The organism is Acidovorax sp. FG48 (genome assembly GCF_057809085.1).
In genome coordinates, this window is record NZ_JBMDJH010000014.1 from 79,417 (window position 1) to 102,955 (window position 23,539).

Annotated in this window: 20 protein-coding genes; 12 read left to right on the plus strand and 8 right to left on the minus strand. The window is 65.8% G+C overall.

Annotated elements, in window-relative coordinates; all coding sequences use genetic code 11:
• Positions 1-51: 51 nt before the first annotated feature.
• The 5 genes from ACODSU_RS18280 (at position 52) to ACODSU_RS18300 (ending at position 5,328) form a co-directional block, all read left to right on the plus strand.
• On the plus strand, positions 52-852 hold the full coding sequence (locus ACODSU_RS18280) for a DUF3348 family protein (RefSeq protein WP_110960271.1): 801 nt from the start codon (positions 52-54) through the stop codon (positions 850-852).
• A complete protein-coding gene (locus ACODSU_RS18285; protein ID WP_488843768.1) occupies positions 849-3,518 on the plus strand; it encodes a DUF802 domain-containing protein in 2,670 nt (889 codons plus the stop codon). Before ACODSU_RS18280 ends, ACODSU_RS18285 begins: the two co-directional genes overlap by 4 nt.
• On the plus strand, positions 3,515-4,183 hold the full coding sequence (locus ACODSU_RS18290; protein ID WP_110960273.1) for an OmpA family protein: 669 nt from the start codon (positions 3,515-3,517) through the stop codon (positions 4,181-4,183). Before ACODSU_RS18285 ends, ACODSU_RS18290 begins: the two co-directional genes overlap by 4 nt.
• The gene (locus tag ACODSU_RS18295; RefSeq protein ID WP_110960274.1) at positions 4,180-4,770 is read left to right on the plus strand and encodes a DUF2894 domain-containing protein; all 591 of its coding nucleotides are present in this window, start codon (positions 4,180-4,182) and stop codon (positions 4,768-4,770) included. The genes ACODSU_RS18290 and ACODSU_RS18295 overlap by 4 nt, the downstream gene beginning before the upstream one ends.
• A gap of 261 nt (positions 4,771-5,031) precedes the next feature.
• Positions 5,032-5,328: a DUF4148 domain-containing protein gene (locus ACODSU_RS18300; RefSeq protein ID WP_015015694.1), complete on the plus strand. Its 297-nt coding sequence runs from the start codon at positions 5,032-5,034 to the stop codon at positions 5,326-5,328.
• 164 nt (positions 5,329-5,492) lie between these two features.
• Here the strand turns inward: ACODSU_RS18300 and ACODSU_RS18305 are convergent, their stop codons facing one another.
• Entirely contained in the window at positions 5,493-6,395 is a 903-nt protein-coding gene (locus ACODSU_RS18305) for a LysR family transcriptional regulator (protein WP_015015695.1), read from the minus strand.
• A 99-nt stretch (positions 6,396-6,494) separates the two neighbouring features.
• Here ACODSU_RS18305 and ACODSU_RS18310 point away from each other — a divergent pair, with 99 nt between their 5' ends.
• The 3 genes from ACODSU_RS18310 to ACODSU_RS18320 are packed head-to-tail and all read left to right on the plus strand — an operon-like array spanning position 6,495 to position 11,494.
• Positions 6,495-8,069, plus strand: coding sequence for an NADH-quinone oxidoreductase subunit L (locus tag ACODSU_RS18310; RefSeq protein WP_488843771.1), 1,575 nt, complete (start codon positions 6,495-6,497; stop codon positions 8,067-8,069).
• Between the two features lie 24 nt (positions 8,070-8,093).
• Positions 8,094-10,646 carry a YbcC family protein gene (locus ACODSU_RS18315; protein WP_488843773.1) on the plus strand — a complete coding sequence of 851 codons (2,553 nt, stop codon included), beginning with the start codon at positions 8,094-8,096 and terminating at the stop codon, positions 10,644-10,646.
• Positions 10,646-11,494, plus strand: coding sequence for a DUF6671 family protein (locus ACODSU_RS18320; RefSeq protein WP_488843775.1), 849 nt, complete (start codon positions 10,646-10,648; stop codon positions 11,492-11,494). Before ACODSU_RS18315 ends, ACODSU_RS18320 begins: the two co-directional genes overlap by 1 nt.
• A 5-nt stretch (positions 11,495-11,499) precedes the next feature.
• On the opposite strand, the gene ACODSU_RS18325 is transcribed toward ACODSU_RS18320, so the two are convergent.
• The 3 genes from ACODSU_RS18325 to glmS are packed head-to-tail and all read right to left on the minus strand — an operon-like array spanning position 11,500 to position 15,655.
• Complete coding sequence (locus ACODSU_RS18325) at positions 11,500-12,855, minus strand: GGDEF domain-containing protein (RefSeq protein ID WP_488843777.1); 1,356 nt, start codon at positions 12,853-12,855, stop codon at positions 11,500-11,502.
• Positions 12,856-12,864: 9 nt separating this feature from the next.
• Positions 12,865-13,665 (minus strand): alpha/beta fold hydrolase, encoded by an 801-nt coding sequence (locus tag ACODSU_RS18330; RefSeq protein WP_488843779.1) that lies wholly within the window; start codon positions 13,663-13,665, stop codon positions 12,865-12,867.
• A 58-nt stretch (positions 13,666-13,723) separates the two neighbouring features.
• Positions 13,724-15,655 carry a glutamine--fructose-6-phosphate transaminase (isomerizing) gene (gene glmS / locus ACODSU_RS18335; RefSeq protein ID WP_488843781.1) on the minus strand — a complete coding sequence of 644 codons (1,932 nt, stop codon included), beginning with the start codon at positions 15,653-15,655 and terminating at the stop codon, positions 13,724-13,726.
• Positions 15,656-15,794: 139 nt separating this feature from the next.
• On the opposite strand from glmS, the gene ACODSU_RS18340 reads away from it, so the two are divergent.
• A complete protein-coding gene (locus ACODSU_RS18340) occupies positions 15,795-16,283 on the plus strand; it encodes an Lrp/AsnC family transcriptional regulator (RefSeq protein ID WP_209817989.1) in 489 nt (162 codons plus the stop codon).
• 266 nt (positions 16,284-16,549) lie between these two features.
• Positions 16,550-17,602, plus strand: coding sequence for a diguanylate cyclase (locus ACODSU_RS18345; protein WP_110960302.1), 1,053 nt, complete (start codon positions 16,550-16,552; stop codon positions 17,600-17,602).
• Positions 17,603-17,623: 21 nt separating this feature from the next.
• Here the strand turns inward: ACODSU_RS18345 and ACODSU_RS18350 are convergent, their stop codons facing one another.
• The 3 genes from ACODSU_RS18350 to ACODSU_RS18360 all read right to left on the minus strand — a co-directional run bounded on the left by ACODSU_RS18350 (position 17,624) and on the right by ACODSU_RS18360 (position 20,780).
• The gene (locus ACODSU_RS18350) at positions 17,624-18,433 is read right to left on the minus strand and encodes a sensor histidine kinase (RefSeq protein WP_488843784.1); all 810 of its coding nucleotides are present in this window, start codon (positions 18,431-18,433) and stop codon (positions 17,624-17,626) included.
• Positions 18,430-19,860: a bifunctional UDP-N-acetylglucosamine diphosphorylase/glucosamine-1-phosphate N-acetyltransferase GlmU gene (gene glmU / locus ACODSU_RS18355; protein WP_488843786.1), complete on the minus strand. Its 1,431-nt coding sequence runs from the start codon at positions 19,858-19,860 to the stop codon at positions 18,430-18,432. The genes ACODSU_RS18350 and glmU overlap by 4 nt, the downstream gene beginning before the upstream one ends.
• A 164-nt stretch (positions 19,861-20,024) precedes the next feature.
• Entirely contained in the window at positions 20,025-20,780 is a 756-nt protein-coding gene (locus ACODSU_RS18360; protein ID WP_110960304.1) for a Crp/Fnr family transcriptional regulator, read from the minus strand.
• A 138-nt stretch (positions 20,781-20,918) separates the two neighbouring features.
• On the opposite strand from ACODSU_RS18360, the gene ACODSU_RS18365 reads away from it, so the two are divergent.
• Positions 20,919-21,317: a BLUF domain-containing protein gene (locus ACODSU_RS18365; protein ID WP_015015707.1), complete on the plus strand. Its 399-nt coding sequence runs from the start codon at positions 20,919-20,921 to the stop codon at positions 21,315-21,317.
• Between the two features lie 149 nt (positions 21,318-21,466).
• Here the strand turns inward: ACODSU_RS18365 and fabF are convergent, their stop codons facing one another.
• Positions 21,467-22,732 carry a beta-ketoacyl-ACP synthase II gene (gene fabF / locus ACODSU_RS18370; protein ID WP_488843788.1) on the minus strand — a complete coding sequence of 422 codons (1,266 nt, stop codon included), beginning with the start codon at positions 22,730-22,732 and terminating at the stop codon, positions 21,467-21,469.
• Positions 22,733-22,889: 157 nt separating this feature from the next.
• On the opposite strand from fabF, the gene ACODSU_RS18375 reads away from it, so the two are divergent.
• On the plus strand, positions 22,890-23,516 hold the full coding sequence (locus tag ACODSU_RS18375; protein ID WP_295939851.1) for a TetR/AcrR family transcriptional regulator: 627 nt from the start codon (positions 22,890-22,892) through the stop codon (positions 23,514-23,516).
• The last annotated feature ends 23 nt before the right edge of the window (positions 23,517-23,539 follow it).

A 23,539-nucleotide genomic window follows, 5' to 3' on the forward strand; every position in this document is an offset into this window, starting at 1 on the left:
CGCCGGACCATCCCGCTCGGCCGTGCCCACCCAGTGCACAGCCTTCGCGGGATGACCCAACACCACCGACTCAACAGCTCACCCCTCGTGGTCCTGCTCCAGCAATGGACGCGGGAAGCCAGTGAGCGGGCCGCGCGTCCGGTGCCAGCCGTCAAGCCCCCCGATGTGGCAGAGCAGCTGAGCCAATGGCTGGGAACCGTGGACGCCGTCCAGCTCAGCCGGGCGCTGCACGCGATCGAGACCCTGCCATCGCAGGCAGGCAGTGCACAACGCCCACCCATGGTGCTGAACATGACGGCACTCACCGGCTTGGTAGCAAAGGTTAAGGCCGATCTCGAAGGCCAGCTGACCACCAGGCCCGCTGCACCCAAACCGCTGCGGGCCCGGGCGGACAACACGCCCGTGGAGCTGCCGGACCCGATGGTGGAAACGGAATTCGCCACCCATGCGCCACGCTATCTGGACCTGCAAAAGCAGATGGAGCTGCGGCTGCAGCCCCTGAGGGCGCAAGTGCGCCAGGCGATCGCACAGGGCACACCCACGTTGCGCCAGGTAGCGGCGCTAGACGCTGTCATGGAGCACATGCTGGCGCCGCGCGAGCAACGGCTGTGGGCCTTGCTCCCCGCACATCTGGAGCGCCGACTGGCGCACCGCCATCGGCAACACCAGCACCGGCTGACCGCCCAGGGGCTGACCGATGAGCCTGCGCGCTGGCGGCAGGCAGGAGGCTGGCTGTGGGCCTTCGAACGCGACATGCAGGCCCTGCTCACCGCAGAGCTGCAAACGCGCATGGAACCAATCACGGGACTGCTGGAAGCGGCCCAGAACGACACGACAGGACAACAGGAATGAACAAGAGTGTGATGACAGCCATCTTTGCCACAGGCCTCGCGGCCGCTGGCTGGGTGGGCTGGGGTTTTATAGGCCACAGCCCGCTGGCACTGGCAATGACGGTGATGATCGCCGCAACCTACCTGCTGGGAGCCTGGGAGCTGATGCGCTATCGCGCGGCCACCGCCTCGCTGACGCGCGCGCTCGACGCCCGTCAAGAGCCTCCTGCGCTGGAGGCCTGGCTGGAAAGCCTGGACCCGGCACTGCGCCACCCGGTTCGGCAACGCATCGAAGGCGAGAGAGTGGCCTTGCCAGGCCCCGCGCTCACACCCTACCTGGTAGGACTGCTGGTGATGCTGGGCATGCTGGGCACCTTCGTGGGCATGGTGGTGACGTTCCACGGCGCCGTGTTCGCCCTGGAGGCCTCTGGCAACCTGGAATCCATCCGCAACGCACTGGCTGCGCCCATCAAGGGACTGGGCCTGTCGTTTGGTACGTCCGTCGCGGGGGTGGCTACGTCGGCCGCGCTGGGCCTGTTGTCCGCCCTGAGCCGCCGTGAACGGCTGCAGGCGGTCCGCCAGCTGGATGCACGCATCCCCACGCTGTTTCGGGCCTTCTCTTCCGCCCAACGGCGTGAGGACACCCTGCAGGCCCTGCAAGCGCAGGCCCAGGCCCTGCCGCTGATTGCCGACCGCCTGCAAGCCATGATGGAGGGGCTGGAGCGCCGCCACAGCCAGCTCAACGACCAGCTGCTGGCGCAACAGCAGGGGTTTCACAAAGAGGCCTCTGCCGCCTACACCCAATTGGCGCAGGCCGTGGGCGCATCGCTGCAAGACAGCCTGAGCACCAGTGCCCAGCAGGCCACTGCCGCCATGCGCCCGGTGGTGGAACAGGCCATGGCGACGCTGGCACAAGAGTCCCAGCGCACCCACGAGCGGCTGCGAGAACACACCAGTCAGCAGCTGCAAAACCTCAGCGCGCAATGGGAGGGCACCGCACGCAAGGTGGCCGACACCTGGGCGCGGGCGCTCGACCAGCAGACGAACACGCAGGGCGCACTGGCAACCCAGTTCGAGGGCGCATTGCAAACACTCACGCAGGCTTTTGGCGACCGCTCGAAATCCCTGGTGGACTCCCTGCACGCATCCGCCGCACAGCAACAGGCCGCCCAGGCGGAGGTGGACCAACGGCGACTGCAAGGCTGGGAGCACACCATGCAGGACATGGCCCGCAACCTCGCCGCTGAATGGCAGCGTGCAGGCACCCACACCCTGACCCAACAGCAGGAGGTGGGCCAGGCCTTGGAGCGCACAGCACAGCAGATGGACCGGCAATTGCAGGCCACCACCCAGGCCTTTGCACAGCAGGCCGAAGCACTGGTCACCACGCTTCAAGCCACCGTGGCCGAAGCCCACGCTGCACAACGGTCTGCGGACGCGCAGCGGCTTGCCGACTGGACCCAGTCCATGCGTCAGATGGCCCAGACAATCAGCGGCGAATGGCAGAGCGCCGGGACACAGACTGCTGAACAACACCAGGCCACCAGCGCGGCACTCGCCCAGGCAGCCCAGCAGATCGAACACCGCCTGCAGACCGCCAACAGCGCCTTCGAACAACGCTCAGAGGCCCTGCTGGCTGCATTGCAAGCCACAGCCGCCGATGCCCAGCAGGCACAGCGCGACGCCGACACGCAACGGTTGGCAGACTGGAGCCAGTCCCTGGAGAACGTGGCGCACACGCTCAGCGCCGAATGGCAGCGCGCCGCCACCCAGACCGTGGAACAACAACGCGTCCTGGTGCAGACGCTGGAGGAGACTGCCACACAGGTGAGCCAGCAACTGAACGCCCAGGTGGAACGCACCTTGGGCGGCACCACTGCGCTGATGGAGCAATCCGACGCGCTGCTGCGCACACGCATCGACACCGAAGCCCAGTGGGTGCAAGCCCAGGGCCAGCGCATGGAGGCACTGACCCAGGTGTGGCGCGATGAGCTGGTCGCCCTGCGCGATGCCGAAGCCGTGCGCGGCCAGGCGGCCGTGGACCGCCTGGAGACCCTGCAAGCCGCCGTGGCAGAGCACCTGGCCACCCTCGGCGCTGCGCTGGAAGCACCGCTCACGCGCCTGCTGCAGACCGCCTCCGACGTGCCACAGGCGGCAGCCGAAGTCATCACCCAGTTGCGGCAGGAAATGACACGCTTGGGCGAACGCGACAACCTCGCACTGGCCGAGCGCACGGCCATGACGCACCAGTTGGGCACACTGCTGCAATCCGTGAACGATGCTGCTGTGCAGCAGCGCGCGGCCATTGACGCCCTGGTGGGCTCGGCCGCCCAGGTACTGGAGCAGGCGGGCCAGCAATTTGCGCAGGCCCTGGGCGCACAGGCAGACAAGGTGGACGAGGTCGCTGCGCAAGTGGCAGCCAGCGCCATCGAATTGTCCAGCCTCGGTGAATCCTTCCAGCACGGCGTGGGCCTGTTCAGCGCCAGCAACGACAAGCTGGTGGAGAGCCTGCAAGGCATGGAGGGCGCGCTTCGCGAGTCAATGGGCCGCAGCGACGAGCAGCTGGCCTACTACGTGGCACAGGCCCGCGAGGTGATTGACCTGAGCATCAGCGCACAACAAGGCATCGTGGAAGACCTGCGCCGACTCCATGGCCGTGCCACGGCAGAACAAGGGGTGCCTGCGTGATCGGCGTGGACGACACTCTGGACGACGCTACCGACCAGACAGCCCCGGTGTGGGCCGTCTTCGGCGATCTGATGGCGGGGCTGCTGGGTGCTTTTGTGTTGATCCTCGTCGGCGTGCTGGTGGTGCAGATTGACCTGGTGGCCAGCCTGCAGCAAGAAGTGCAAAAGCGCCAGATGGAAGAGCAGCGGCGCATGGCGCTTGAAAAGGCGTTGGCCGTTCCGCTGGCTGCTGGGCGCGTGACGGTGAACAACGGACGCATTGGCATCAGCGGCAGTGTGCTGTTTGCCACTGGCTCTGACGAACTGCGTGCCGAGGGACGGCAGTTGCTCAAAAGCCTGGTCCAGCCGCTGGGGGTGTATTTGCGCGAGCGCGATGAAATGCTCATGGTCAGTGGCTTCACCGACAACACCGCGTTGCTGCGCGGCAGCCAGAAACGTTTTGCGGACAACCTGGAGCTGTCGGCCCAGCGCGCACTCACCGTGACCCGGGCGCTGATTGACGAAGGCATGCCGTCCTCCCAGGTGTTCGCGGCCGCCTTTGGTGCCGAACAACCCGTGGCCGACAACAGTGACGAAAGAGGCCGTGCACAAAACCGCCGCGTGGAGATGGCGCCCGTCCCCAAGGCCGCGCCTCAACGGCCGGCCGAGCCCCCCCGAGCCCCATGACCGATCCCCGCCTGGAGACCTTGCGCGCAGCAGGCGCGCACCATCACGACCCCGTGCGTTTCCATTATCTGGAGGTGCTGGCACGCCGCCTGCCCGGCCAACCGCCCGCCGTGCAGCGGCTGCTGACTCACAAGTTGGAAGCCGCGCTGGCGAGCTACCCCCAGAAGCCGCCCCGTACCACGGCATCAACCCGCCACGAACGCCATGCCAATGCGGGCTCCGCGCTGGCACAACTGAATCAGTCCTTGGGAATGCCCCGGCACAGCGCTGCTGTGGGCGACCCGTTTGCGGTGGACAACGCTCCATTGCCCGCGCTCAAAAGCGTGCACCAGTTCAGCAAGGCCTGGTCTCACATCGCCGCGGAGCAGCAAGTGGTGCAGGCCCTGCACCGAGGGCCGGAGAATGCGGGCCCCCTCAACGCGCACAAGCTGGTGCTGCGCTCCCTCAGCCTGATGCGCACCCTGTCTCCAGACTATCTGCGCCACTTCATGGCGCACATGGACACGTTGCTGTGGCTGGATCAGGCGAGCCACAAGCCTCCCACCCCCGCCCCCCGTCCAGCACGCAAGGCGCGCAGCAAGCCCTGACCCGCTGCGGCTGCCGCAAGGCATGCAGAGATCGCCGCTCAGTGCATTCAGATCTCAGTCCAATTATTTCGAATACCAGAATAGTCAATTAAATACTGAATAGTTTTTTCTTGAACACCGTCGGCGTACAGTTCATCCCATCGATGAGCCGAACCCGTCAGGCGACTCACCGAACCCGGAATGAAGTCATTTTTCATCAACACTTTGTGCACTTCACGCCGGCTTTTTTTGAGACGCTTTTTTTATTCAAGGATTTGCATCATGAACAAGACCGTACGCTTCCTCTCCATCGCTGCTGTTGCCGCTTTCGCCTCGTTGGGCGCCCACGCTGATGAAGCCGATGCTTCGCAGTTCGCTACCCAATTCGAAACCCAGCGCACCCGCGCCGAAGTCCGCGCAGAGGCCGTGGTAGAAGCCAAAACACACAGCATGGAACCTGCTGGCTCGCGCGTTGCCACCTACCAATCCACCGCCGACCGCGCTGCCGTGCGTGCCCAGGCCGCAGAAGCCGTTCGCACGGGCCAGATCTCCCACGGCGAAATCGGCAACGCCATGTGATGCAAGCCGATGCGGGCGTTTCGGACGCCACCGCTTGGCGCATCCACTGCGGCTGAGCGAAGGCGTCATCGGTGCACCGCATCACATTGCATCGCCCCTGAACGAGCCCCCATTGCGGGGCTTTTTTCATGGGGCAATCTTTTGACGAATCCCAGCTGGGTCTGTCAGGACGGCCCCATGCGGCCCGACGAACGTTCCAGCAGGGTTTCCAGCACCTCGATACGGTGCCGATGCCGGGTGGTGATGGCGTAGAAATGCTCCTGCAGCCCGGCGGAGTAGCCCACCTTGACCAGGATGCCCGTGCGCAACTCGTCCTGAACCACCACCTCGGGCAGCACGGTCAGCCAGCCGCTGTCACGGGCGATCAGGCGCAGCATGGCCATGTCATCCACCTCGGCGCGCAATCGGGGCGTCACCCCGGCCGATGCACACAGGGCCTCAAACTGCGCGCGCAGCGCATGGCGGGGGCCAGGCAGTGCCACCTCCATGCCCTCTAGGTCTTCAGGTATGCGCAACGAGCGCGATTGCCACACGCTGGCAGGGCCGACCAGCGAGATGGACTGGCTGCCGAGAAATTGGCAGTGCAAGGGGCGCTCGGAGTCGGAAGGCACTGACTCATTGGCCAGCACCACGTCCAGCTGGTGCTGCACCAGGCGGGTAATCAACCCCTCCAGCAGTCCTGACTCCAGCGTCAGAACCACGGACGGGTCGGCCAGCAAGGGGCGGATCCAGTTCTCCTGGTAGTTGCGGGACAACGTTGCCACACTGCCCACACGCAGCCGGGTCACCCCCGACGCGCTGCCCTGCAGGCGCCCCAGCATCTCCTGGCCCAGTCCGAAGATGTTCTCGGCATATGCCAGCACCAGTTGCCCGGTGTCGGTCAGCAGCAGGCGGCGGCCCTCTCGCAAAAACAGCTCTTCGCCCAGGCGCTCTTCCAGCTGCCGGATCTGGGTAGACACCGCAGACTGGGACGTGTGCAGCTCTTGCGCTGCCTGGGTAAGGTGCCCCAGCTTGGCCACACGCCAAAAGTAGAACAGGTGGTTGAAGTTGAGTTGATCGAGTCTCATTGTTCTATTTTTAGTATTTTTTTGTTCTTTTCAATGTATTTTACAGAACAATAACCCCGCAGCATCATCGCCCCCAGTCTTGTTTCTGGAGGTTGAGTGATGCCATTTGTTCACGTTTTGTCCCACGCCAGCGCATGGGCACCGGGCATGCCCATGCTGGCCGCCATGGCGCTGGCACTGTGCCACAAGGGCTCGGTTGCCACGTTGTGGCGCTGGATGCTGATCCTGTCTGGTGCCGCCTTGGCAGGTTCTGTATTGGCGGCGATTGCGGCCATGGCTGGCATCGGCCGGCTGGACCACGCTGGCTGGCTCAGGGCATCGCCGATGGGCTTGTGCATGGCGGTTCTGGTGCAACTGCTGGGCACCGTCATCGCAGCGTTTTCTGCGAGGTACCTGGAGGGAGAGCCCGGCCAGCCGCGCTACATGGCAGCACTGGCGGGTGTGCTGGCTGCTGTACACGTGCTGCTGCTGGCAGACCACTGGATCGTCCTGGCCATCGCCTGGGCTCTGGTGGGCATTGCGCTGCAGCACCTGCTGTGCTTCTACCCCGACCGGGCCTTTGCCAGCCTGGCCGCCCACAAAAAACAGATGGCGGACCGGGTGGCCGACGTGCTGCTGGTCGGTGCGGCGGCACTGGCCTGGCTGGAAGTCGGCAGCGGTTCTTTGTCGGCATTGTGGGCACACATTGCACGCGACGGCATGTCCCCGTTATTGCACACCAGCGCGGTGTTGCTGACCCTGGCCGTGATTTTGCGGACGGCCTTGTTGCCCGTACATGGCTGGCTGATCCAGGTGATGGAGGCGCCCACGCCGGTGTCTGCACTGCTGCACGCAGGCGTGGTCAACCTGGGCGGGTTCGTGCTGATACGGTTCGCCCCCCTACTAGAAAACGCAGCCACTGCCCGCGTCGTGCTGGTCATTTTTGGGCTGGGCACGGCCGTACTTGCTGGCATGGTGATGCTGACGCGCATCAGCATTAAGGTACGACTGGCCTGGTCTACCGTGGCGCAGATGGGGTTCATGCTGCTCGAATGCGGGCTGGGCCTGTACACACTGGCTGCGCTGCACCTCGTGGGCCACTCGTTGTACAAGGCCCACGTGTTTCTGTCGGCGTCTAACGCGGTTCGGCAAACCCGGCTGCAAGCCATGCACAGCGCAACCCCGCCCACTGCCATCAGCCTGGCGCTGGCACCCGCCGCCGCCACGGCCACCGTGCTGCTGGTGCTGAACTTGGCGACGGATGCGCCCTGGCCCGCCTGGTGGTCTGCCGTGCTGGGGCTGGCCTGGGCACCGCTGCTCTGGTCGCCTCAGGGCCAAGCCAGTGCCAAGACTGCGGCCTGGCACAGCCTGGCCGGGCTGATGATGGTGGCGGGCCTCACCGCAGCAGCGGTTGCCATCCACCATGTGCCACTGGGCTTGCGCGATGCTCCGGCGCACGTGCTGGGGTGGCTGGCACTGATCGGACTTTTAGGCCTTTACCTCTTTCTGGCGCTGCTGCAAAGGCAGCCCCACATGCTGCGGACGTGGCGCCGGTGGAGCTATGCGGGGTTCTACATCGACGAGGCGTACACCCGGCTGGCCCTCTACATCTGGCCCACCGCCTGGACACCCCCTGCCCCGCGTGACGCTGTGCACCGTGTAGCAGGCCCCACGTTGCAAAGAGCCGCCCCCTGAACCGCACTGCACCCGGAGAACCCCATGATGGAATCACTGACCGAATGCCCCACCGAGGGGCTCGCGGCGCCAACGCCCACGCACGCCGCGCAGCACCCGGCATCGCACAACGACATCGATACCGCCTGCGCACAAGCGTGCCAGGCTATCGCACCGGCCTGGCCCCTGGACCGTGCCATTGCAGTCAACCCGCACTGGGCGCGCATCGGCATGCCGGTGCGCCGGGTGGCTGCGCGCATGGCAGCGCTGGGCGGCATTCAGGTCTTTCCCGGGCGCGATCGGCAACTGCAAGCGTGGACGGAAGGACGCATCAGCGCCCAGGACCTTGATCAGGCGATCCGCCAGGTGCCTCAGGCGCAAGCCTGCGGGTTGACGGCCGAAGACTGTGTACAGGCCCTGCACAGCACCCAGCCCGTGGAGCAATTGCCGCTGCTGATCGATGTGCTGGACAACGACCCCCACCGCCACACCCGCTTGTCCTGGCGCCAGGCCATCACCCACCAGGTGAGCCAGACCTGCGCCGCGTATTTCGACCAGACACAGGCGGACTGGCAGCCCCAGCGGTCCGAGGGCCTGTATGCGTTCTGGCGCGAGACTCTGCAGCACGACCACTCCATCGGCCTGCTGATGGGCTTGCCACACCTCGCCGAGGCCTTGGAGGCTCTGCCCGCCACCCGGGAAGACGCCGAACGCTGGGTACTGCACAGGCTGCGCCTTCCCAAGGCGGTGTGGCCAGACTATCTGGAGTCGGTGCTGCTGACGGTGAATGGCTGGGCTTCGTGGTGCGCCTATCTAGGCTGGCAGGCCCACCTGAACCAGACGACCGACCCGCACCTGCGGGAGCTGCTGGCGATCCGGCTGGCATGGGGTGCGGTTCTACTGCATTGCAAGGACGATGCCGCAGGCACCCATGCCTTCCAGGCGCTGCAACAGGCCTGGGGCCAGGCCCTCGCCTTGTTGCAACGGGCAGAGCAGGCTCTGCTGGTCGACGAAGTGTGGCAAGTGGCTCTGGAAGTCGGCTACCAGCGCCAGTTGGCTCAGCGGCTGCTCGGTGCCGGCAGTGCCCCGCCCAACCAGCACGAGATCGAGGTGCAAGCCGCTTTTTGTATTGATGTGCGCAGCGAGCCACTGCGGAGGTCCCTGGAGGCCATTTGGCCCGCCGTACAGACCATCGGGTTCGCGGGATTTTTTGGCCTGCCCCTCGCCTACACACCGCTGGGCACCAGCGCTCGCACGCCCCACCTGCCGGGCCTGTTGGCACCCGCAGTAGAAGCCACTGACTGCATCGTTCCGTCCACCACTGGGGCGTTGCAGACTAATGCGACGCTGCAAGAAGCAGCTACCAACGCACGCTCCAGGCGCTTTGCGCTGGCCGACCAATGGCTGTCTGCCAGCCGCTGGCCGGGGGCGGCTTTCTCGTTCGTTGAAGCGGCGGGCGTGGGCTATGCGGGTAAGCTGGGCCAGTGGCTACGTCCCTCCCGGCAAGCCAGAGCCAACGATGCGCTGGAAGGCCTGCCTGCGCGCTATCGCCCCCTGTGCCGGCCCCAGCTCACGGGGCTGGACATCGGCGCCAAGGTGTCGCTGGCAGCGCGGGTGCTGCGCTCCATGGGACTGGACGGTTATCTGGCGCCCCTGGTGCTGCTGGTGGGGCACGGCAGCCAATCGGCCAACAACGCCCATGCGGCAGCGCTGGACTGCGGTGCATGCTGCGGCCAGACCGGCGAAGTCAGCGCCCGCAGCCTGGCGCAACTGCTGAACGAGCCAGCCGTGCGCACGGGCCTGGCCGAACAAGGCATCGCCATTCCGGAGTCCACAGCCTTCGTGGCGGCCTTGCACAACACCACAACCGATGAGATCGAGGGCTTTGATCTGGACCTGCTGCCCCCAGCTGCTCGCCAACGGTGGGACAGCCTGCAACCGGTGCTGCGCCATGCCAGTGACCAGGTCCGCAGAGAACGGGCGCCGCACCTGCACCTCGACCCACGGGCGCCGCACAACGATTTGCTGAAGCAATTGCGCAGGCGCGCCAACGACGGCGCCCAGACACGGCCGGAATGGGGTCTGGCAGGCAACGCTGCCTTCGTCATTGCGCCTCGGCACAGGACGCTGGGCGCAGCACTGCAAGGACGCAGCTTTCTGCACGACTATGACGCCCAGAAAGACCCCGACGGCAGCCTGCTGGAGGCGCTCATGACCGCGCCCATGCTGGTCACCCACTGGATCAACTGGCAGTACCACGCATCCACCTGCGACCCCACACGCCTGGGGAGTGGCAACAAGGTGCTGCACAACGTGGTCGGCGGAAACATCGGCGTCTTTGAAGGCAACGGCGGCGATCTGCGCATCGGCCTGTCGCAGCAGTCGGTGCACGACGGGAAGCGCTGGGCCCACGAACCGCTGAGGTTGACCGTGGTGATTGATGCGCCTCGCCGGTCCATCAACGCAGTGATCCATCAACATGCCGTCGTCAAGCAACTGGTAGACCACGGGTGGCTGCACCTCTGGGGGTGGGAAGGCGCCGACCTGATGCGCTATGACCAGGGTGTCTGGGAGCCGCTGCACACGGAGAACTGGTGATGCACCCCAGTGCACGCCCCTATGCAGACCGCCGCATCGCCTTGCTGACCCAGCATGGCAAGGAGCGGGTCATCGCGCCCGCGCTGGAGCCGGGTCTGGGTTGCACGATTGAACATGTCAGCGGTTTCGATACCGACCTGCTGGGCACCTTCACCCGCGAAACGGCACGTGCGGGCTCGCAACTGGATGCAGCACGGCGCAAAGCCCGCAAGGGCATGGAGCTCTCCGGCCTCGATGCCGGCCTGGCCAGCGAGGGCAGCTTTGGTCCCGATCCGTTCACAGGAATGGTGCCCTGGAACGTGGAGCTGATCGCCTGGCTGGACGACCGCATGGGCATCGAGGTCGTCGGCATGGCACAAGGGCCTGCGCGCAGCGGGCACCTGCTGAGCGATGACTGGAGTGTCGTGGAGGCGTTTGCGCAGCGCGAGGGCTTCCCGCAGCACCGGCTGGTGCTGCGCCCGGAGAGCCAGAACGATACCCGCATGCACAAAGGTATCGCGGACTGGGACCGGCTGCGGCGCTGCTTCGACGCCTGCCAAGCCCAGGCCAGCAACCGCCAGGTCTTTGTGGAGACGGACCTGAGGGCCTTTGCCAACCCCACCCGCATGCGCCTCATCGAGCAAGCTGCGCAGGACTTGCTGCAGCGATTGCAGTCCAGCTGCCCGGCCTGCAACGCCCCGGGTTACTGGGTCACCGAACGCATACCGGGGCTTGCCTGCTCTGCGTGTGGACGGCCTACCGCTTCCTGCCGCGCTGAGGTGTGGTCCTGCCCGCGCTGTGAATACCAATCCAGGGTGAACAAGGTCGCACGGGCCGATCCGCGCCACTGCGCGCGATGTAACCCCTGAGGGTATCAATCAGCATCATCCACCACACGATTTCGACCCTGTCGCTTTGCCCGGTAGAGATTCGCATCGGCCCGTTCAATGGTCTGCAATAGCGTCTCAGCCCCACTGCTTCGGAGCGCGAGACCCACACTGACGCTGACCGTGATCGCCTGGTCCCCCACCTGCACTGGCTCCGTATCCATCACCGTTCGCAAGCGCTCGGCGGCAGCGCGGGCTGTGTCGCTACTGATGACGTTCAGGAGGACGATGAGCTCCTCTCCCCCGTAACGGGCCAACACATCACCGTCACGCAAGACGGACTTCGCACGGCGGGCCACCTCTTTGAGCACCATATCTCCCGCAGGATGTCCATACAGGTCGTTGACCGCTTTGAAGTGGTCAATGTCCAGCATCACGAGCGCAAGGCGGTGCCCGTCGCTGGGGCCTGGAGATGGTAGCTGGAAGGCCACTTGGGCACGGTCGAAAAAGGCACGGCGGTTGAAAAGTCCGGTCAACGGATCGTGGTTGGCTTCCATGCGCAGAAAACGCTCCAGCCGAACTTGTGGCGTGATGTCATGAAACAACCAAACCCGCCCCTTGTGTCCGCTCTGGAGGATGGGATGCGTGTCCACACGCCACACACAATCATCCAAAAACCAGCGGGCGACCAGCTCTGCGTCCAAATCGCTCTGCAAAGGAGCATAGGCCTGCTCCAATTCGGCCGCATTGTCGCAACGCTCACGGGTGGCCCGCATGGCTTGGGCCAGAACCTCCGCCGGCACCCATCCCGCAGACAGACCCAGCAGGGCCGCTGCAGCTGCGTTGATCTGCGCTTGCGGATGTCGCGCAGACAACACCACGATTCCCTGCGGGACACTGTCGAACACATGATGAAACTGCGCCGCCGATTCCGCGTTTTGCTCCTCCCATTGCCGCGCATCTACCAATTGGGCATATACAGGCCGCAACCACTGCACAGTGGCCTCTCCTCCAACAAGATCTGCATCCGCAGAACCATCAGACAATGCCGTGGCCTCATCCCATATCAGCACGAATCCGCCCCCCGCCATCCGGCCAAACGCACTGCAATCGACGTATAGCGCAAGACCCGGACTGAACGGCAAGCCCGCAGTGACCAAACTGGGCAACTCCTTGCGGGACAGACGCTGAACGGCATGTGTGCCAGTTTTTGGAGATACCGGCAACCGCCAGCGCCAGACGGGTGTATGACTCAGCGCGATGTTTGGCACGCTGCACAGGGGGACAACCTCATCGGGCGCTCGCTGCCACAAGGCCACAGCCAGTCGACACTGGGACTGCACACTGACTCCCTGCAGGAAGGCGATCAGGGCATCGTCTGGCGTCGAATGGGGGGAGGTCATGGGCAAGATCTATTCGCGGGAGAGGTGACGCATCAGGGCGTCCAGTACGACCACAGGCTGCGTAAGGTGAGGCATGTGGCCTTCCAGCTCTAGCGTTTCCGAAGTGCTACCCGGCAAATGCGCATGCAACCACCGCGCTACGTCCAAAGGCACGGCCACATCCTTGCGGCTATGGATGAAATGAGTGGGCACTGACACTCGCGGGACGATGACGCGGTGGTCAGACTGGAAAATCATTCTCAGAATGTGACGCGCGATGTCAGGGCGAATCTTGAAGAGCGTCTCGCTGAACCGCGACAACACGTGCTGATCGTCCACCCCCATCACCATCGGAACAAAGCCAGCAGCCCATGTCTGGTAGTTCATGGCCATCGCCTCATACAAAGCGTCCAGATCGCCCTGCTCGAAGCCACCCACATACCCGGCATCTGGATCGTTGAGGTAGCGCGGCGATGGCTGCAACAGAATCAGGCGCTGGAAACAATCCGGCCTGGCCACTGCTGCAATCATGCCAATCATCCCACTGACAGAGTGCCCCACATAGCTGACCTTTTGCACCTGCGCATCGTCCAGCAGAGCCAGCAAATCATCTGCATAACCAAAGAGCGAGTTATGCATGTCGCGGTGATAACTGCTGGCCCCGTCGTCTCCACAACCGGCCAGGTTATAGGACAACACACGAAACCGTGCATCCAAGGTTGGCCGCAGGTCGGACCACGATGTCTGATCCAAACCAAACCCGTGGCTCAGAACAACCACATGGCTGCCGACTCCACTCCAAGTGGCTTTAAGACGTTGGGTGACACGCATCAGAGTGGAGTTTCAGGATGGGGGCGATCCCATTATGGCTCGCCCCCCATCCGCCCCGTCACTCCACCGTGACGCTCTTGGCCAAGTTGCGGGGCTTGTCCACATCCGTCCCCCGCGCGCAGGCCGTGTGGTACGCCAGCAGCTGCAGCGGCACCACATGCAGCAGCGGGCTCAAGGGGCCGTAGTGCTCGGGCATGCGGATGACGTGGATGCCCTCGCTGCTTTCGATGCGGGTGTCGGCGTCAGCCAGCACGTACAGCACACCCGCGCGCGCACGCACCTCTTGCATGTTGCTCTTGAGCTTTTCGAGCAGGGTGTCGTTGGGTGCTACGGTGACCACGGGCATGGCGCTGGTCACCAGGGCCAGGGGGCCGTGCTTGAGTTCACCGGCCGGGTAGGCTTCAGCGTGGATGTAGCTGATTTCCTTGAGCTTGAGCGCGCCTTCCAGCGCGATGGGGTAGTGCAGCCCTCGGCCCAGGAAGAGGGCGTTTTCCATGCGCGCAAAGTCTTCAGCCCAGCTGATGAGCTGGGGTTCAAGCGCCAGCACGGCCTGCAGGGCCACGGGCAGGTGGCGCATGGCCTTGAGGTGGGCGGCCTCCTGCTCTTCACTCAGGCGGCCCTTGCTCTGCGCCAGGGCCAGCGTCAACAAGAACAGGCCTGCCAGCTGCGTGGTGAAAGCCTTGGTGCTGGCCACACCGATCTCGACGCCGGCGCGCGTGATGTACGCCAACTTGCATTCGCGCACCATGGCGCTGGTGGCCACGTTGCAGATGGTGAGCGTGTGCTGCATGCCCAGGGACTGCGCGTGGCGCAGCGCGGCCAGGGTATCGGCCGTCTCGCCCGACTGGCTGATGGTGACGACCAGTGTGCGCGGGTTGGGCACGCTGGTGCGGTAGCGGTATTCGCTGGCCACTTCCACCTGGGTGGGGATGCCAGCGATTTCTTCGAGCCAGTATTTGGCGGTGCAGCCGCTGTAGTAGCTGGTGCCGCAGGCCAGGATCAGCACATTGTCGATTTCCTTGAACACGCGCCAGGCAGCAGCGCCGGGCTCGCCATGCTGGCCTGCGCCATCAAACAGCTCGGGCACGATGCCGGCCAGGCCTTCCAGCGTGTCGGCAATCGCGCGAGGCTGCTCGAAAATTTCCTTTTGCATGTAGTGGCGATACGGCCCCAGCTCGGCCGCGCCGCTGTGGGCCTGCACGGTGCGCACGGGGCGCTGTTCGGTGGTCAGCGCATTGCCGTCCTTGCCCACGATCCAGTAGCGGCCCAGCTGCAGGTCCACCAGGTCGCCCTCTTCCAGATAGACGATCTGGTCGGTGACCCCCGCCAGGGCCATGGCGTCGCTGGCCAGAAAGTGCTCGCGCGATGACGAGGCGCCGGTGGCGTCCTTGCCCACGCCCAGGATCAACGGAGACCCGGCGCGTGCCCCCACCACACGGTGGGGTTCGTCCTTGTGCATGACGGCGATGGCATAGGCGCCATGCAGTTCGGCCACGGTGGCCCGCACGGCGTCGAACAGGTCGCCGCTGTAATGGCTGTCCACCAGGTGGGCGATGACCTCGGTGTCGGTCTGGCTTGCAAACACGTAGCCGCGTGCCTGCAAGCGGGCGCGCAGTTCTTCGTGGTTCTCGATGATGCCGTTGTGCACCAGTGCCACCCGGCCTGCGGCCTGCGCATGGGCGTCCGCGCCCGTGCCGTGGCTGAAATGCGGGTGGGCGTTGTGCACGGCGGGCGCGCCGTGGGTGGCCCAGCGGGTGTGGGCAATACCGGTGGCGCCATCGATGTGCTCGGTGCTCACCTGCTCCAGCAGCTCGGCCACGCGGGCGGTGCTGCGGGCGCGCTGCAGGCCGGCAGGACGCGTGGCGTCCAGGCTGGACGCATGCACGGCCACGCCGCACGAGTCATAGCCCCGATATTCAAGCCGCTGCAGGCCCTGCACGAGGATGGGAACGATGTTGCGCGTGGAGACTGCGCCGACGATACCGCACATGGTGGTTGCCCTTGGGTTGGATTCGATGGGGCGATCGTAGGGAGCAAAGAGAAAAATTATTCATTGATATTTGCACAAAAATGAACTTAAATTTCACCAATTCACATCGGTGAAATTTTCATTCATTTTTTATCAATCAATGGAATCTATATCTCTCGATGCGATCGATCTCCAGCTGCTCAACCTGCTGCAAACCGATGCCGCGCAAAGCAACCAGGCCCTGGCCGAACAGGTGCACGTGTCGCCCCCCACCTGCCTGCGCCGCGTCAAGCGCCTGCACGATGCGGGGCTGATCGAGCGACAGGTGGCCATCCTGCAGCCCGACCGGCTGGCTGCCCTGCAAGGCCACGGGCTGGCGTGCATCGTGGAGGTGTCGCTGGACCGCCAGGGGGCCGAACAGCTCGACGCCTTCGAAGCCCGCGCCGTGCAGGAGGCCGCCGTGCAGCAGTGCTGGCGCGTCTCGCCCGGGCCGGACTTTGTGCTGGTGGTGCACACGCGGGACATGCCGGGCTACCTGGCGCTGTCGCAGCGGCTGTTTACCGGCGACGCCAACGTGCGCAATGTGAAGGCGTTCTTTGCAACCCGGCGGGCCAAATTTGAGACAAAAGTGCCTGTAGCGCTAGATTGATATGCGCTAGCCGCTATCAATTTGTTAGCAAACCCATCTAAATCCTCAACGGTGACCTCTCACCACCTCGCCCCGCAACCCCACCCCTGACAGGCCCCGCAGCACGTCCCCACCACCCAGCAACGTCATCAATGCGACTGATGGGAATGGAGCACGGTCATTTCTTGCTGGTATCGCCTGGCCGGGCGTTGTAAGCTCCCCCGCACTTTCAACCTACCTGGCCGGTGGATGCCCGCGTGGCAGCACCGCCCTTCTCCAGCACCCCCATGCCGACGCCCCGCCGCCAGATGCCCCGCCGCATCTACCCCTTGCGCATACTGGGCATGGGGCTGGGCGGCATGGTGGTGGCGACGGTGCTGTGGGAGCGGCAAGCATCCCCCCTGGCCTGGACGGCGCTGTTGCTGGCCACGTTGGTGTGGCCGCATGTGGCCTACCTGCTCACACGCCGCGCGAACGACCCTTACGCCGCCGAGGTGCGCAACCTGCTCATCGACTCGGCGCTGGTCGCTGCGCTGGTGCCGCTGATGCACTTCAACCTGCTGCCCAGCGTGATGCTGCTCACCCTGACCATGGTGGACAAGATCACCACCGGCATCCGGGGGCTGTGGGTGCGCGCCCTGTGGGTGATGCTGGCGGCCGGTGTGGCCAGCACTGCGGTCATGGGACTGCACTGGGCGCCCGAGACCTCCATGCGCGTGATGGTGGCCTGCCTGCCGGTGATGTCGCTGCACACGCTGTCGGTCAGCGCCGTCAGCTACCAACTCATCCGGCAGTCCGCGCGCCAGAACCAGATGCTGGACGAACTGCGCCGCGTGGACGCACTGACCGGCCTGTTCGGGCGCGGCCACTGGCAAGAACAGGCAGAGGCCGCACTGCGCCGCCACCACACCACCGACGAGCCCGCCTGCATGCTGATGCTGGACATCGACCACTTCAAGGAGATCAACGACGCCTACGGCCACACCGTGGGCGATGAGGTCATCCGCGCGCTGGCGCATGTGGTGCGGGGCAACGTGCGCGCCGGTGACTGCGCGGGGCGCTACGGCGGGGACGAGTTCGCCATCGTGCTGCCCGGCATGCATGCGCGCGACGCCCTGGCCATTGCCCAGCGCATCCGAGAGCAGACCGAAGGCGTGCGCCTGCGCAGCCTGCCCGAACTGCGCATCACCAGCAGTATCGGCGTGGCCCCGGCCGACCACCGCCACAGCAGCCTGCGTGCGTGGATCGACGCGGCCGACGCAGCGCTGTACGTCGCCAAGAACGGCGGACGCAATCAGGTGGCGGGGTGCATGGAACCGGCGCTGGTACCAGCGGTGTAGCAGCCAGCACTGCGGCTGGCGTCAGGGCTCGCTGGCGGCTGCAGGGTTCACCGGCCACTGCACCCGCACCGTGCAACCAGCGCCCGGCACCGCCGTCGCGCTGATCTGTGCGCCGTGGCGCTGCGCAATGGCGCGGCACAGTGCGAGCCCCGCGCCCACACCCTCGAACTCCGTCTCGCGGTGCAGGCGCTGGAACACGCCGAACAAGCTGCCCACGCGCGCCGGGTCAAAGCCCACGCCGTTGTCCTGCACGGCGAAGGCGACCTGGCCCGCCGATGCGGCATCCGCCACCACCGTGATGCACGGCTGAGCCACGGGGCGGGTGAACTTGAGGGCGTTGCCCAGCAACTGCATCAGCAGATCCTGCAGCAGCGCGGGGTCGGCTTGCAGCGTGGGCAGGTCGGCGCCCACGCGCCATTCCACAGCGCGCCCGGCCTCGGCCGAGGCCAGCGTGGTGCGCGCCTGGGCCACGGCATCGGCCGCGGGCACGGGCTGCAGGCGCAGCGGCGCACGGCTGGTGCGCACCAGGGCTTGCAGCCCATCGATCATGAGCCCCATGCGGCGGGCGGACTGGTCCATGGTGGCGAGGAAGCCCAGGGCTTCTTGCACCTCGGCGCCTTGCGCCACCTCGGGCGGCAGGTCGCCCAACACCTCGCGCACCAGCGTGCCGTATGACGTCACATGCCGCAGCGGCGCACGCAGGTCGTGCGAGACGGCGCGCAAGAACTCCTCCTGCGCCGCCGCCATGTCGGCCACCTGCTGCTGGCTGCGGGCCAAGTCGGCGCGCAGTTGCTGCAGTTCGTGATCGGTGCCGGTACCTGACTCGTTCATGGCTTGGGTTGTTTGGCCGGGCGATTCCAGTTGGCAATGCTCACCTGCTTGCCCCGCGCCACGCTCAGCGCGCCGGGCGCCGTGCTCTTGGTGATGGTGCTGCCGCCCCCCACCGTGCCGCCTGCGCCAATTGTCACGGGCGCCACCAGCACGCAGTTGCTGCCAATGTGCACATCGGCCTCGATCACCGTGCGGTGCTTGTTGGCGCCGTCGTAGTTGGCGGTGATGCTGCCCGCGCCGTAGTTCACGCGCTCGCCCACGGTGGCGTCGCCCAGGTAGGCCAGGTGGTTGGCCTTGGCGCCGTCGGCCAGTGTGCTGTTCTTCACTTCCACAAAGTTGCCGATGTGCACTTCGCGGCCCAGTTGCGCGCCGGGGCGCAGGCGGGCAAAGGGGCCAATCAGCGCGCCCTCGCCCACCGTGGCACCAGCCTTTTCGCCGTCGATGTGGGTATAGGGGTGGATGACTGCGCCTGCCGCAATGCGTGCGTTGGCGATGCAGCAGTTCGCGCCAATGCTCACGCCCTCGCCCAGTTCCACGCGGCCGGTGAAGACGCAATTCACGTCAATCTCCACGTCCTGGCCACAGACCAGTTCGCCGCGCACGCCAGTGCGGGTGTCGTCGCGCAGGTCAAAACGGGCCGGGTCGGCCAGGCGCACACCTTGCTCCATCAAGGCGCGGGCCTGACGCAGTTGGTGGGCACGCTCCAACTCGGCCAGTTGCAGCGGGCTGTTGACGCCCGCCACCTGCAGCGCGTCGGTGATGCGGTGGGCCACCACGGGCACGCCGTCGGCCACGGCCATGGCGACGATGTCGGTGAGGTAGTACTCGCCCTGGGCGTTGTTATTGGTCAGCCGCGCCAGCCAGGGCGTGAGCCGCCGCGCGGGCACGGCCATGATGCCGCTGTAGACCTCGGTGATGGCGCGCTGGGCGTCGGTGGCGTCCTTGTGCTCGACGATGCCCTGCACGGCGCCGTCGGCGTTGCGCACGATGCGGCCGTAGCCCGTGGGGTCGGGCAGGGTCACCGTCAGCAGGGCCAGCTTGTCGCCTTCGCTGACCGCCACCAGCGCGCGCAGGGTGTCGGCCTGCGTCAGCGGCACATCCCCCGACAGCACCACGGCCGTGCCGTCGTCCCGCAGGTGGGGCACGGCTTGCTGCACGGCATGGCCGGTGCCCAGTTGTGGCTCCTGCCGCACGAATTTCAAGTCAAAAGTGCTGGTAGCGCTCGTCGCGCTTGCGGTAGCTGCTTCTACTTCTGTAGCACCATGGCCGGTGATGACGATGGCGCTGCGTGCCTGCAGGTGCGCGGCCTGGTCCAGCACGTGGTGCAGCAGCGGGCGCCCGGCCAGGCGCTGCAGCACTTTGGGGATGCGGCTTTTCATGCGCGTGCCTTTGCCGGCCGCCATGATGAGGATGTCGATTGAGGTCATGAAAATGGAAGGGGGTTGCGCAGCACACGCCCGGCGCGCGGGCATTGCCTGGATTATCGGCTGCGACCTACGGGGTGCAAAATGCTACATAAACAATAGCTGCCAGCGCATGATTGACCAGCGCTCGCGGCCTTTTTGACCCAAAACCTTCCGCAATGACGGCGCTACAACAGCGGCATCAGCCGGGGCGGCGTGTCGTAGTACTCGGCAATGCGCGCCAGCGCGCGGGTGTTGAGCAGGCGCAGCCGCCCGTTTTTCAGCTCGTGCAGGCCCAACTGGGCCAGGCGCCGCAGCGTCTTGTTGGTGTGCACCAGCGACAGCCCGAGCGCATCGGCAATGTGCTGCTGGTTGAGCGGAAAGCCCACCGAACCATCTTCCACCAGCCCGATGCGGTCGAGCCGCCGGTACAGGTGCATCAGCAGCATGGCCACGCGCTCGGTGGCGTTGCGGCGGCCGGCGGTGAGCAGGTTGTCGTCCACATGGCCCTCCTCGTGCGCCGACAGCCAGGTGATGTCGTAGCCCAGACGCGGGTGTTCACGGAACAGCGCCCACAGGCTGTCGTTCTGGAACACGCACAGCGAGCAGTCGGTCAGCGCCTCGATGCCGTGCGCCGATACATCACCAAACTCCTGCTGCAACCCGACCAGATCGCCGGGCAGCAAGAAGTTGAGGATCTGGCGGCGCCCGTCGCTCAGCGTCTTGTAGCGAAACGCCCAGCCGGAATACAGCGTGAACAGCTTGGCGTTGGTCTGGTTCTCGCGCACCAGCGCACCGCCGGCTTCCACCGCCATGGTCTCGCTGCGAAAGCCCTGGATGAAGTCCAGCACCTCCGGCTTCACGGCGGTGAATGCACCGGTCTTGCGCAGCCGACAATTGCTGCAGGCCGGAGGACAGACATGGGCGGGCAAGGTGGCGTTCATGAAGGAGCGATTCTAGGGACGGGAATCATGCCGAAACAGCTCGTTGCAACAAAGCTGCACGCGATGTGCCATCGCTGTCGCCTCTATGTCTTTTGACATTGCGCGGGCACCTTGCGCCCCCTACATTGGGCTGCATCTATGAATCTATCCCCCGCCCTGTATGAGGTGCTCTACGTGAGCACCATCGCCCCCGATCAACCGCTGAGCGTGGTGGCCGAAATTGCGGGGCGCGCGCGCTTTGTGAATGCCGAACTGGACATCACGGGCCTGCTGATCTTTGACGGACAGCGCTTTTGCCAGCAGCTGGAGGGCCCGCAAAAGGCCGTGCTCAAGCTCATCGAGCGCATCCGCAACGACCCCCGCCACATCAACGTCGAGGTGTTGCACCACGGCCCTCTGGCGGGGCGGCGATTCCAGCACTTCAGCCTGGCATTCAGCACCGTGGAAGACGTAGATGCACTGGCCCGCATGGAGCTGCTGGATGGCGACGCGGCGCTCGCCGCGTTCGAGGCAGTGCGGGGCGAGCTGGTGCTCTGACCCGCCGCCTCGCACCGCTTTCAACTAAGAGCGGCTAACAAAACTCAGCGAAGCGGTTCTGGCTAGGCGCTGTGTCGCAGGCAGTACGAGCAGTACGACAAGACACCGCAACGACGCCAGAAGAGTTTTGTTTGCCGCTCTAACCATTCCTAGGTCCAGCGCCGCAGGATCAGCGTGGCGTTGACGCCGCCAAACCCAAAGCCGTTGAGCATGGCATGCGTCAGGGCCATGGACCGGGGCCGCAGCGCCACCAGGTCCAGCCCCTCGGCCAACGCATCGGGCTGGTGCAGGTTCAGCGTGCCGGTCACCACTTGGTCGCGCAGCGCCAGCGTCGTGAAGATGGCGGCCACCGCGCCCGCTGCGCCCAGCAGATGGCCCGTGGCCGACTTGGTGGAGCTGATGGCCACCGGCGCGTTCGCACCAAACACCCGCCGGATGGCGGCCAGCTCGCCCCGGTCGCCCACGCCGGTGGAGGTGGCGTGGGCGTTCAGGTGCTGCACGTCCTGCGCCGTGAGGCCCGCCTGTGCCAGCGCGGCCTGCATGCTGCGCGCGGCGCCGTCACCGTCTTCGGGGCCGGAGGTGATGTGGTACGCGTCGGCCGACGTGCCGTAGCCCACCAGCTCGGCCAACGGCTGTGCGCCGCGCGCCAGGGCATGGTCCAGCGCCTCGATCACCAGCATGCCTGCGCCCTCGCCCATCACAAAGCCGTCGCGCTGCGCATCGAACGGGCGCGATGCCTGATCAGGCGTGTCGTTGAACGCCGTACCCAAGGCCTTGGCCGCCGCAAAACCGCCCAGGCTCACACGGTCGATAGCGGCCTCGCTGCCGCCGCACACGGCCACATCGGCCTCGCCGCTGCGGATCAGGCGTGCGGCATCGCCAATCGCCTGCACGCTGGCGGCGCACGCGGTGACCGGTGCGCCCAGCGGCCCCTTGAGCCCGTGGCGGATGGACACCTGCCCCGCCGCCAGGTTGACCAGGAACGACGGCACCGTGAACGGCGACAGCCGCTGCGGCCCGCGTGTGTCGGTGGTGCGCACCGCCTCGGCAATCGCGCCGAAGCCGCCGATGCCCGAGGCGATGACCGTGGCGGTGCGCTCACGCGCCCGCTCGTCGGCTGGCGGCCAGCCTGCCTGGGCCAGCGCCTGTTGCGCAGCGCCCAGGGCAAAGGGGATGAAGCGGTCCATCTTGCGCTGGTCCTTGGACGAGACGATGGCGTCCACATCCCAGCCGCCCTCGGGGTCTTGCGTCACGTCGGGCACCTGCCCCACGACCCTGGCAGCGATGCCCTCGGTCACCGCGTCCGGCAGGCGCGACAGGCCGGAGCGCCCGGCCAGCAGGCGCTGCCAGGCCAGCTCTACACCGCAGCCCAGCGGCGACACCAGGCCCATGCCCGTGACCACCACGCGGCGCATCAGGCCACTCCCTTGTTGCTACACACACCACTTGCTTTTTGCATGGATTCACCTCGTCAGACAGTTGGGTGCAGCGGTTCTGCACCTTTATGATTGCAATCGTCATCATAAACCGCAAACCCATTTTGCGTACGACCGCAATCAATAAGAGGCTTCCATGAAGGTTTCCAAAGCGCAGGCCGCAGAGAACCGGCAGGGCATCCTGGACGCAGCAGCCCGCCTGTACCGCGAGCGGGGGCTGACCGGTGTGGGCGTCGCCGACATCACGCGCGATGCCGGGCTGACGCATGGCGGGCTGTACCGGCATTTCGCCTCCAAAGAAGCACTGGTGCAGGAGGCGTGCACCCAGGCGTTCGACTGGTCCATCCCCGTGCTGGACGGCGAGCGGCCCCACGCCACGGTGAGCGACCGCGTCCGGCGCTACCTCTCACCCGAACACCGCGACGCGCCGGGCTCGGGCTGCCCCGTGGCCGCGCTGGCGGTGGACGCCGCGCGGGCGGGCGGCGGGGTGTCTGAAGTGTTTGCCCAGGGCATCGAACGCAACATCCAGCGGTTTGCCCAGTTGCTGGCCGACAGCACTGCCGATGCGAGCGGTAGCGCCGCCCCATCGCCGCAAGACCGCGCCCGCGCCATCCATGTGCTGGCCACCATGGTGGGCGGGATGGTGCTGGCGCGCGCCACCGCAGCGGCCCAGCCCGCGTTGTCGAACGAGCTGATGCAGACGCTGCAGACGCAGCTGACAGACTGGCTGGAAGACGGTACCCCCAGCCCTTCGGACCGATAAAAAAAGGGCTGCCAGCGCTTGTT

Excerpts from the sequence above, each read along its gene's own strand:
- fabF (WP_488843788.1), bottom strand. The coding sequence starts at position 22,732 with ATGCGCCGCGTGGTGGTCACGGGCATGGGCCTGGTGTCGCCGCTGGGC.
- ACODSU_RS18295 (WP_110960274.1), top strand. The coding sequence starts at position 4,180 with ATGACCGATCCCCGCCTGGAGACCTTGCGCGCAGCAGGCGCGCACCAT.
- glmU (WP_488843786.1), bottom strand. The coding sequence starts at position 19,860 with ATGACCTCAATCGACATCCTCATCATGGCGGCCGGCAAAGGCACGCGC.
- ACODSU_RS18310 (WP_488843771.1), top strand. The coding sequence starts at position 6,495 with ATGCCATTTGTTCACGTTTTGTCCCACGCCAGCGCATGGGCACCGGGC.
- ACODSU_RS18360 (WP_110960304.1), bottom strand. The coding sequence starts at position 20,780 with ATGAACGCCACCTTGCCCGCCCATGTCTGTCCTCCGGCCTGCAGCAAT.
- ACODSU_RS18350 (WP_488843784.1), bottom strand. The coding sequence starts at position 18,433 with ATGAACGAGTCAGGTACCGGCACCGATCACGAACTGCAGCAACTGCGC.
- ACODSU_RS18325 (WP_488843777.1), bottom strand. The coding sequence starts at position 12,855 with ATGACCTCCCCCCATTCGACGCCAGACGATGCCCTGATCGCCTTCCTG.
- ACODSU_RS18365 (WP_015015707.1), top strand. The coding sequence starts at position 20,919 with ATGAATCTATCCCCCGCCCTGTATGAGGTGCTCTACGTGAGCACCATC.
- ACODSU_RS18315 (WP_488843773.1), top strand. The coding sequence starts at position 8,094 with ATGATGGAATCACTGACCGAATGCCCCACCGAGGGGCTCGCGGCGCCA.
- ACODSU_RS18300 (WP_015015694.1), top strand. The coding sequence starts at position 5,032 with ATGAACAAGACCGTACGCTTCCTCTCCATCGCTGCTGTTGCCGCTTTC.
- ACODSU_RS18330 (WP_488843779.1), bottom strand. The coding sequence starts at position 13,665 with ATGCGTGTCACCCAACGTCTTAAAGCCACTTGGAGTGGAGTCGGCAGC.
- ACODSU_RS18345 (WP_110960302.1), top strand. The coding sequence starts at position 16,550 with ATGCCGACGCCCCGCCGCCAGATGCCCCGCCGCATCTACCCCTTGCGC.
- ACODSU_RS18285 (WP_488843768.1), top strand. The coding sequence starts at position 849 with ATGAACAAGAGTGTGATGACAGCCATCTTTGCCACAGGCCTCGCGGCC.
- ACODSU_RS18320 (WP_488843775.1), top strand. The coding sequence starts at position 10,646 with ATGCACCCCAGTGCACGCCCCTATGCAGACCGCCGCATCGCCTTGCTG.
- ACODSU_RS18340 (WP_209817989.1), top strand. The coding sequence starts at position 15,795 with ATGGAATCTATATCTCTCGATGCGATCGATCTCCAGCTGCTCAACCTG.
- ACODSU_RS18375 (WP_295939851.1), top strand. The coding sequence starts at position 22,890 with ATGAAGGTTTCCAAAGCGCAGGCCGCAGAGAACCGGCAGGGCATCCTG.
- glmS (WP_488843781.1), bottom strand. The coding sequence starts at position 15,655 with ATGTGCGGTATCGTCGGCGCAGTCTCCACGCGCAACATCGTTCCCATC.
- ACODSU_RS18305 (WP_015015695.1), bottom strand. The coding sequence starts at position 6,395 with ATGAGACTCGATCAACTCAACTTCAACCACCTGTTCTACTTTTGGCGT.
- ACODSU_RS18280 (WP_110960271.1), top strand. The coding sequence starts at position 52 with ATGACCCAACACCACCGACTCAACAGCTCACCCCTCGTGGTCCTGCTC.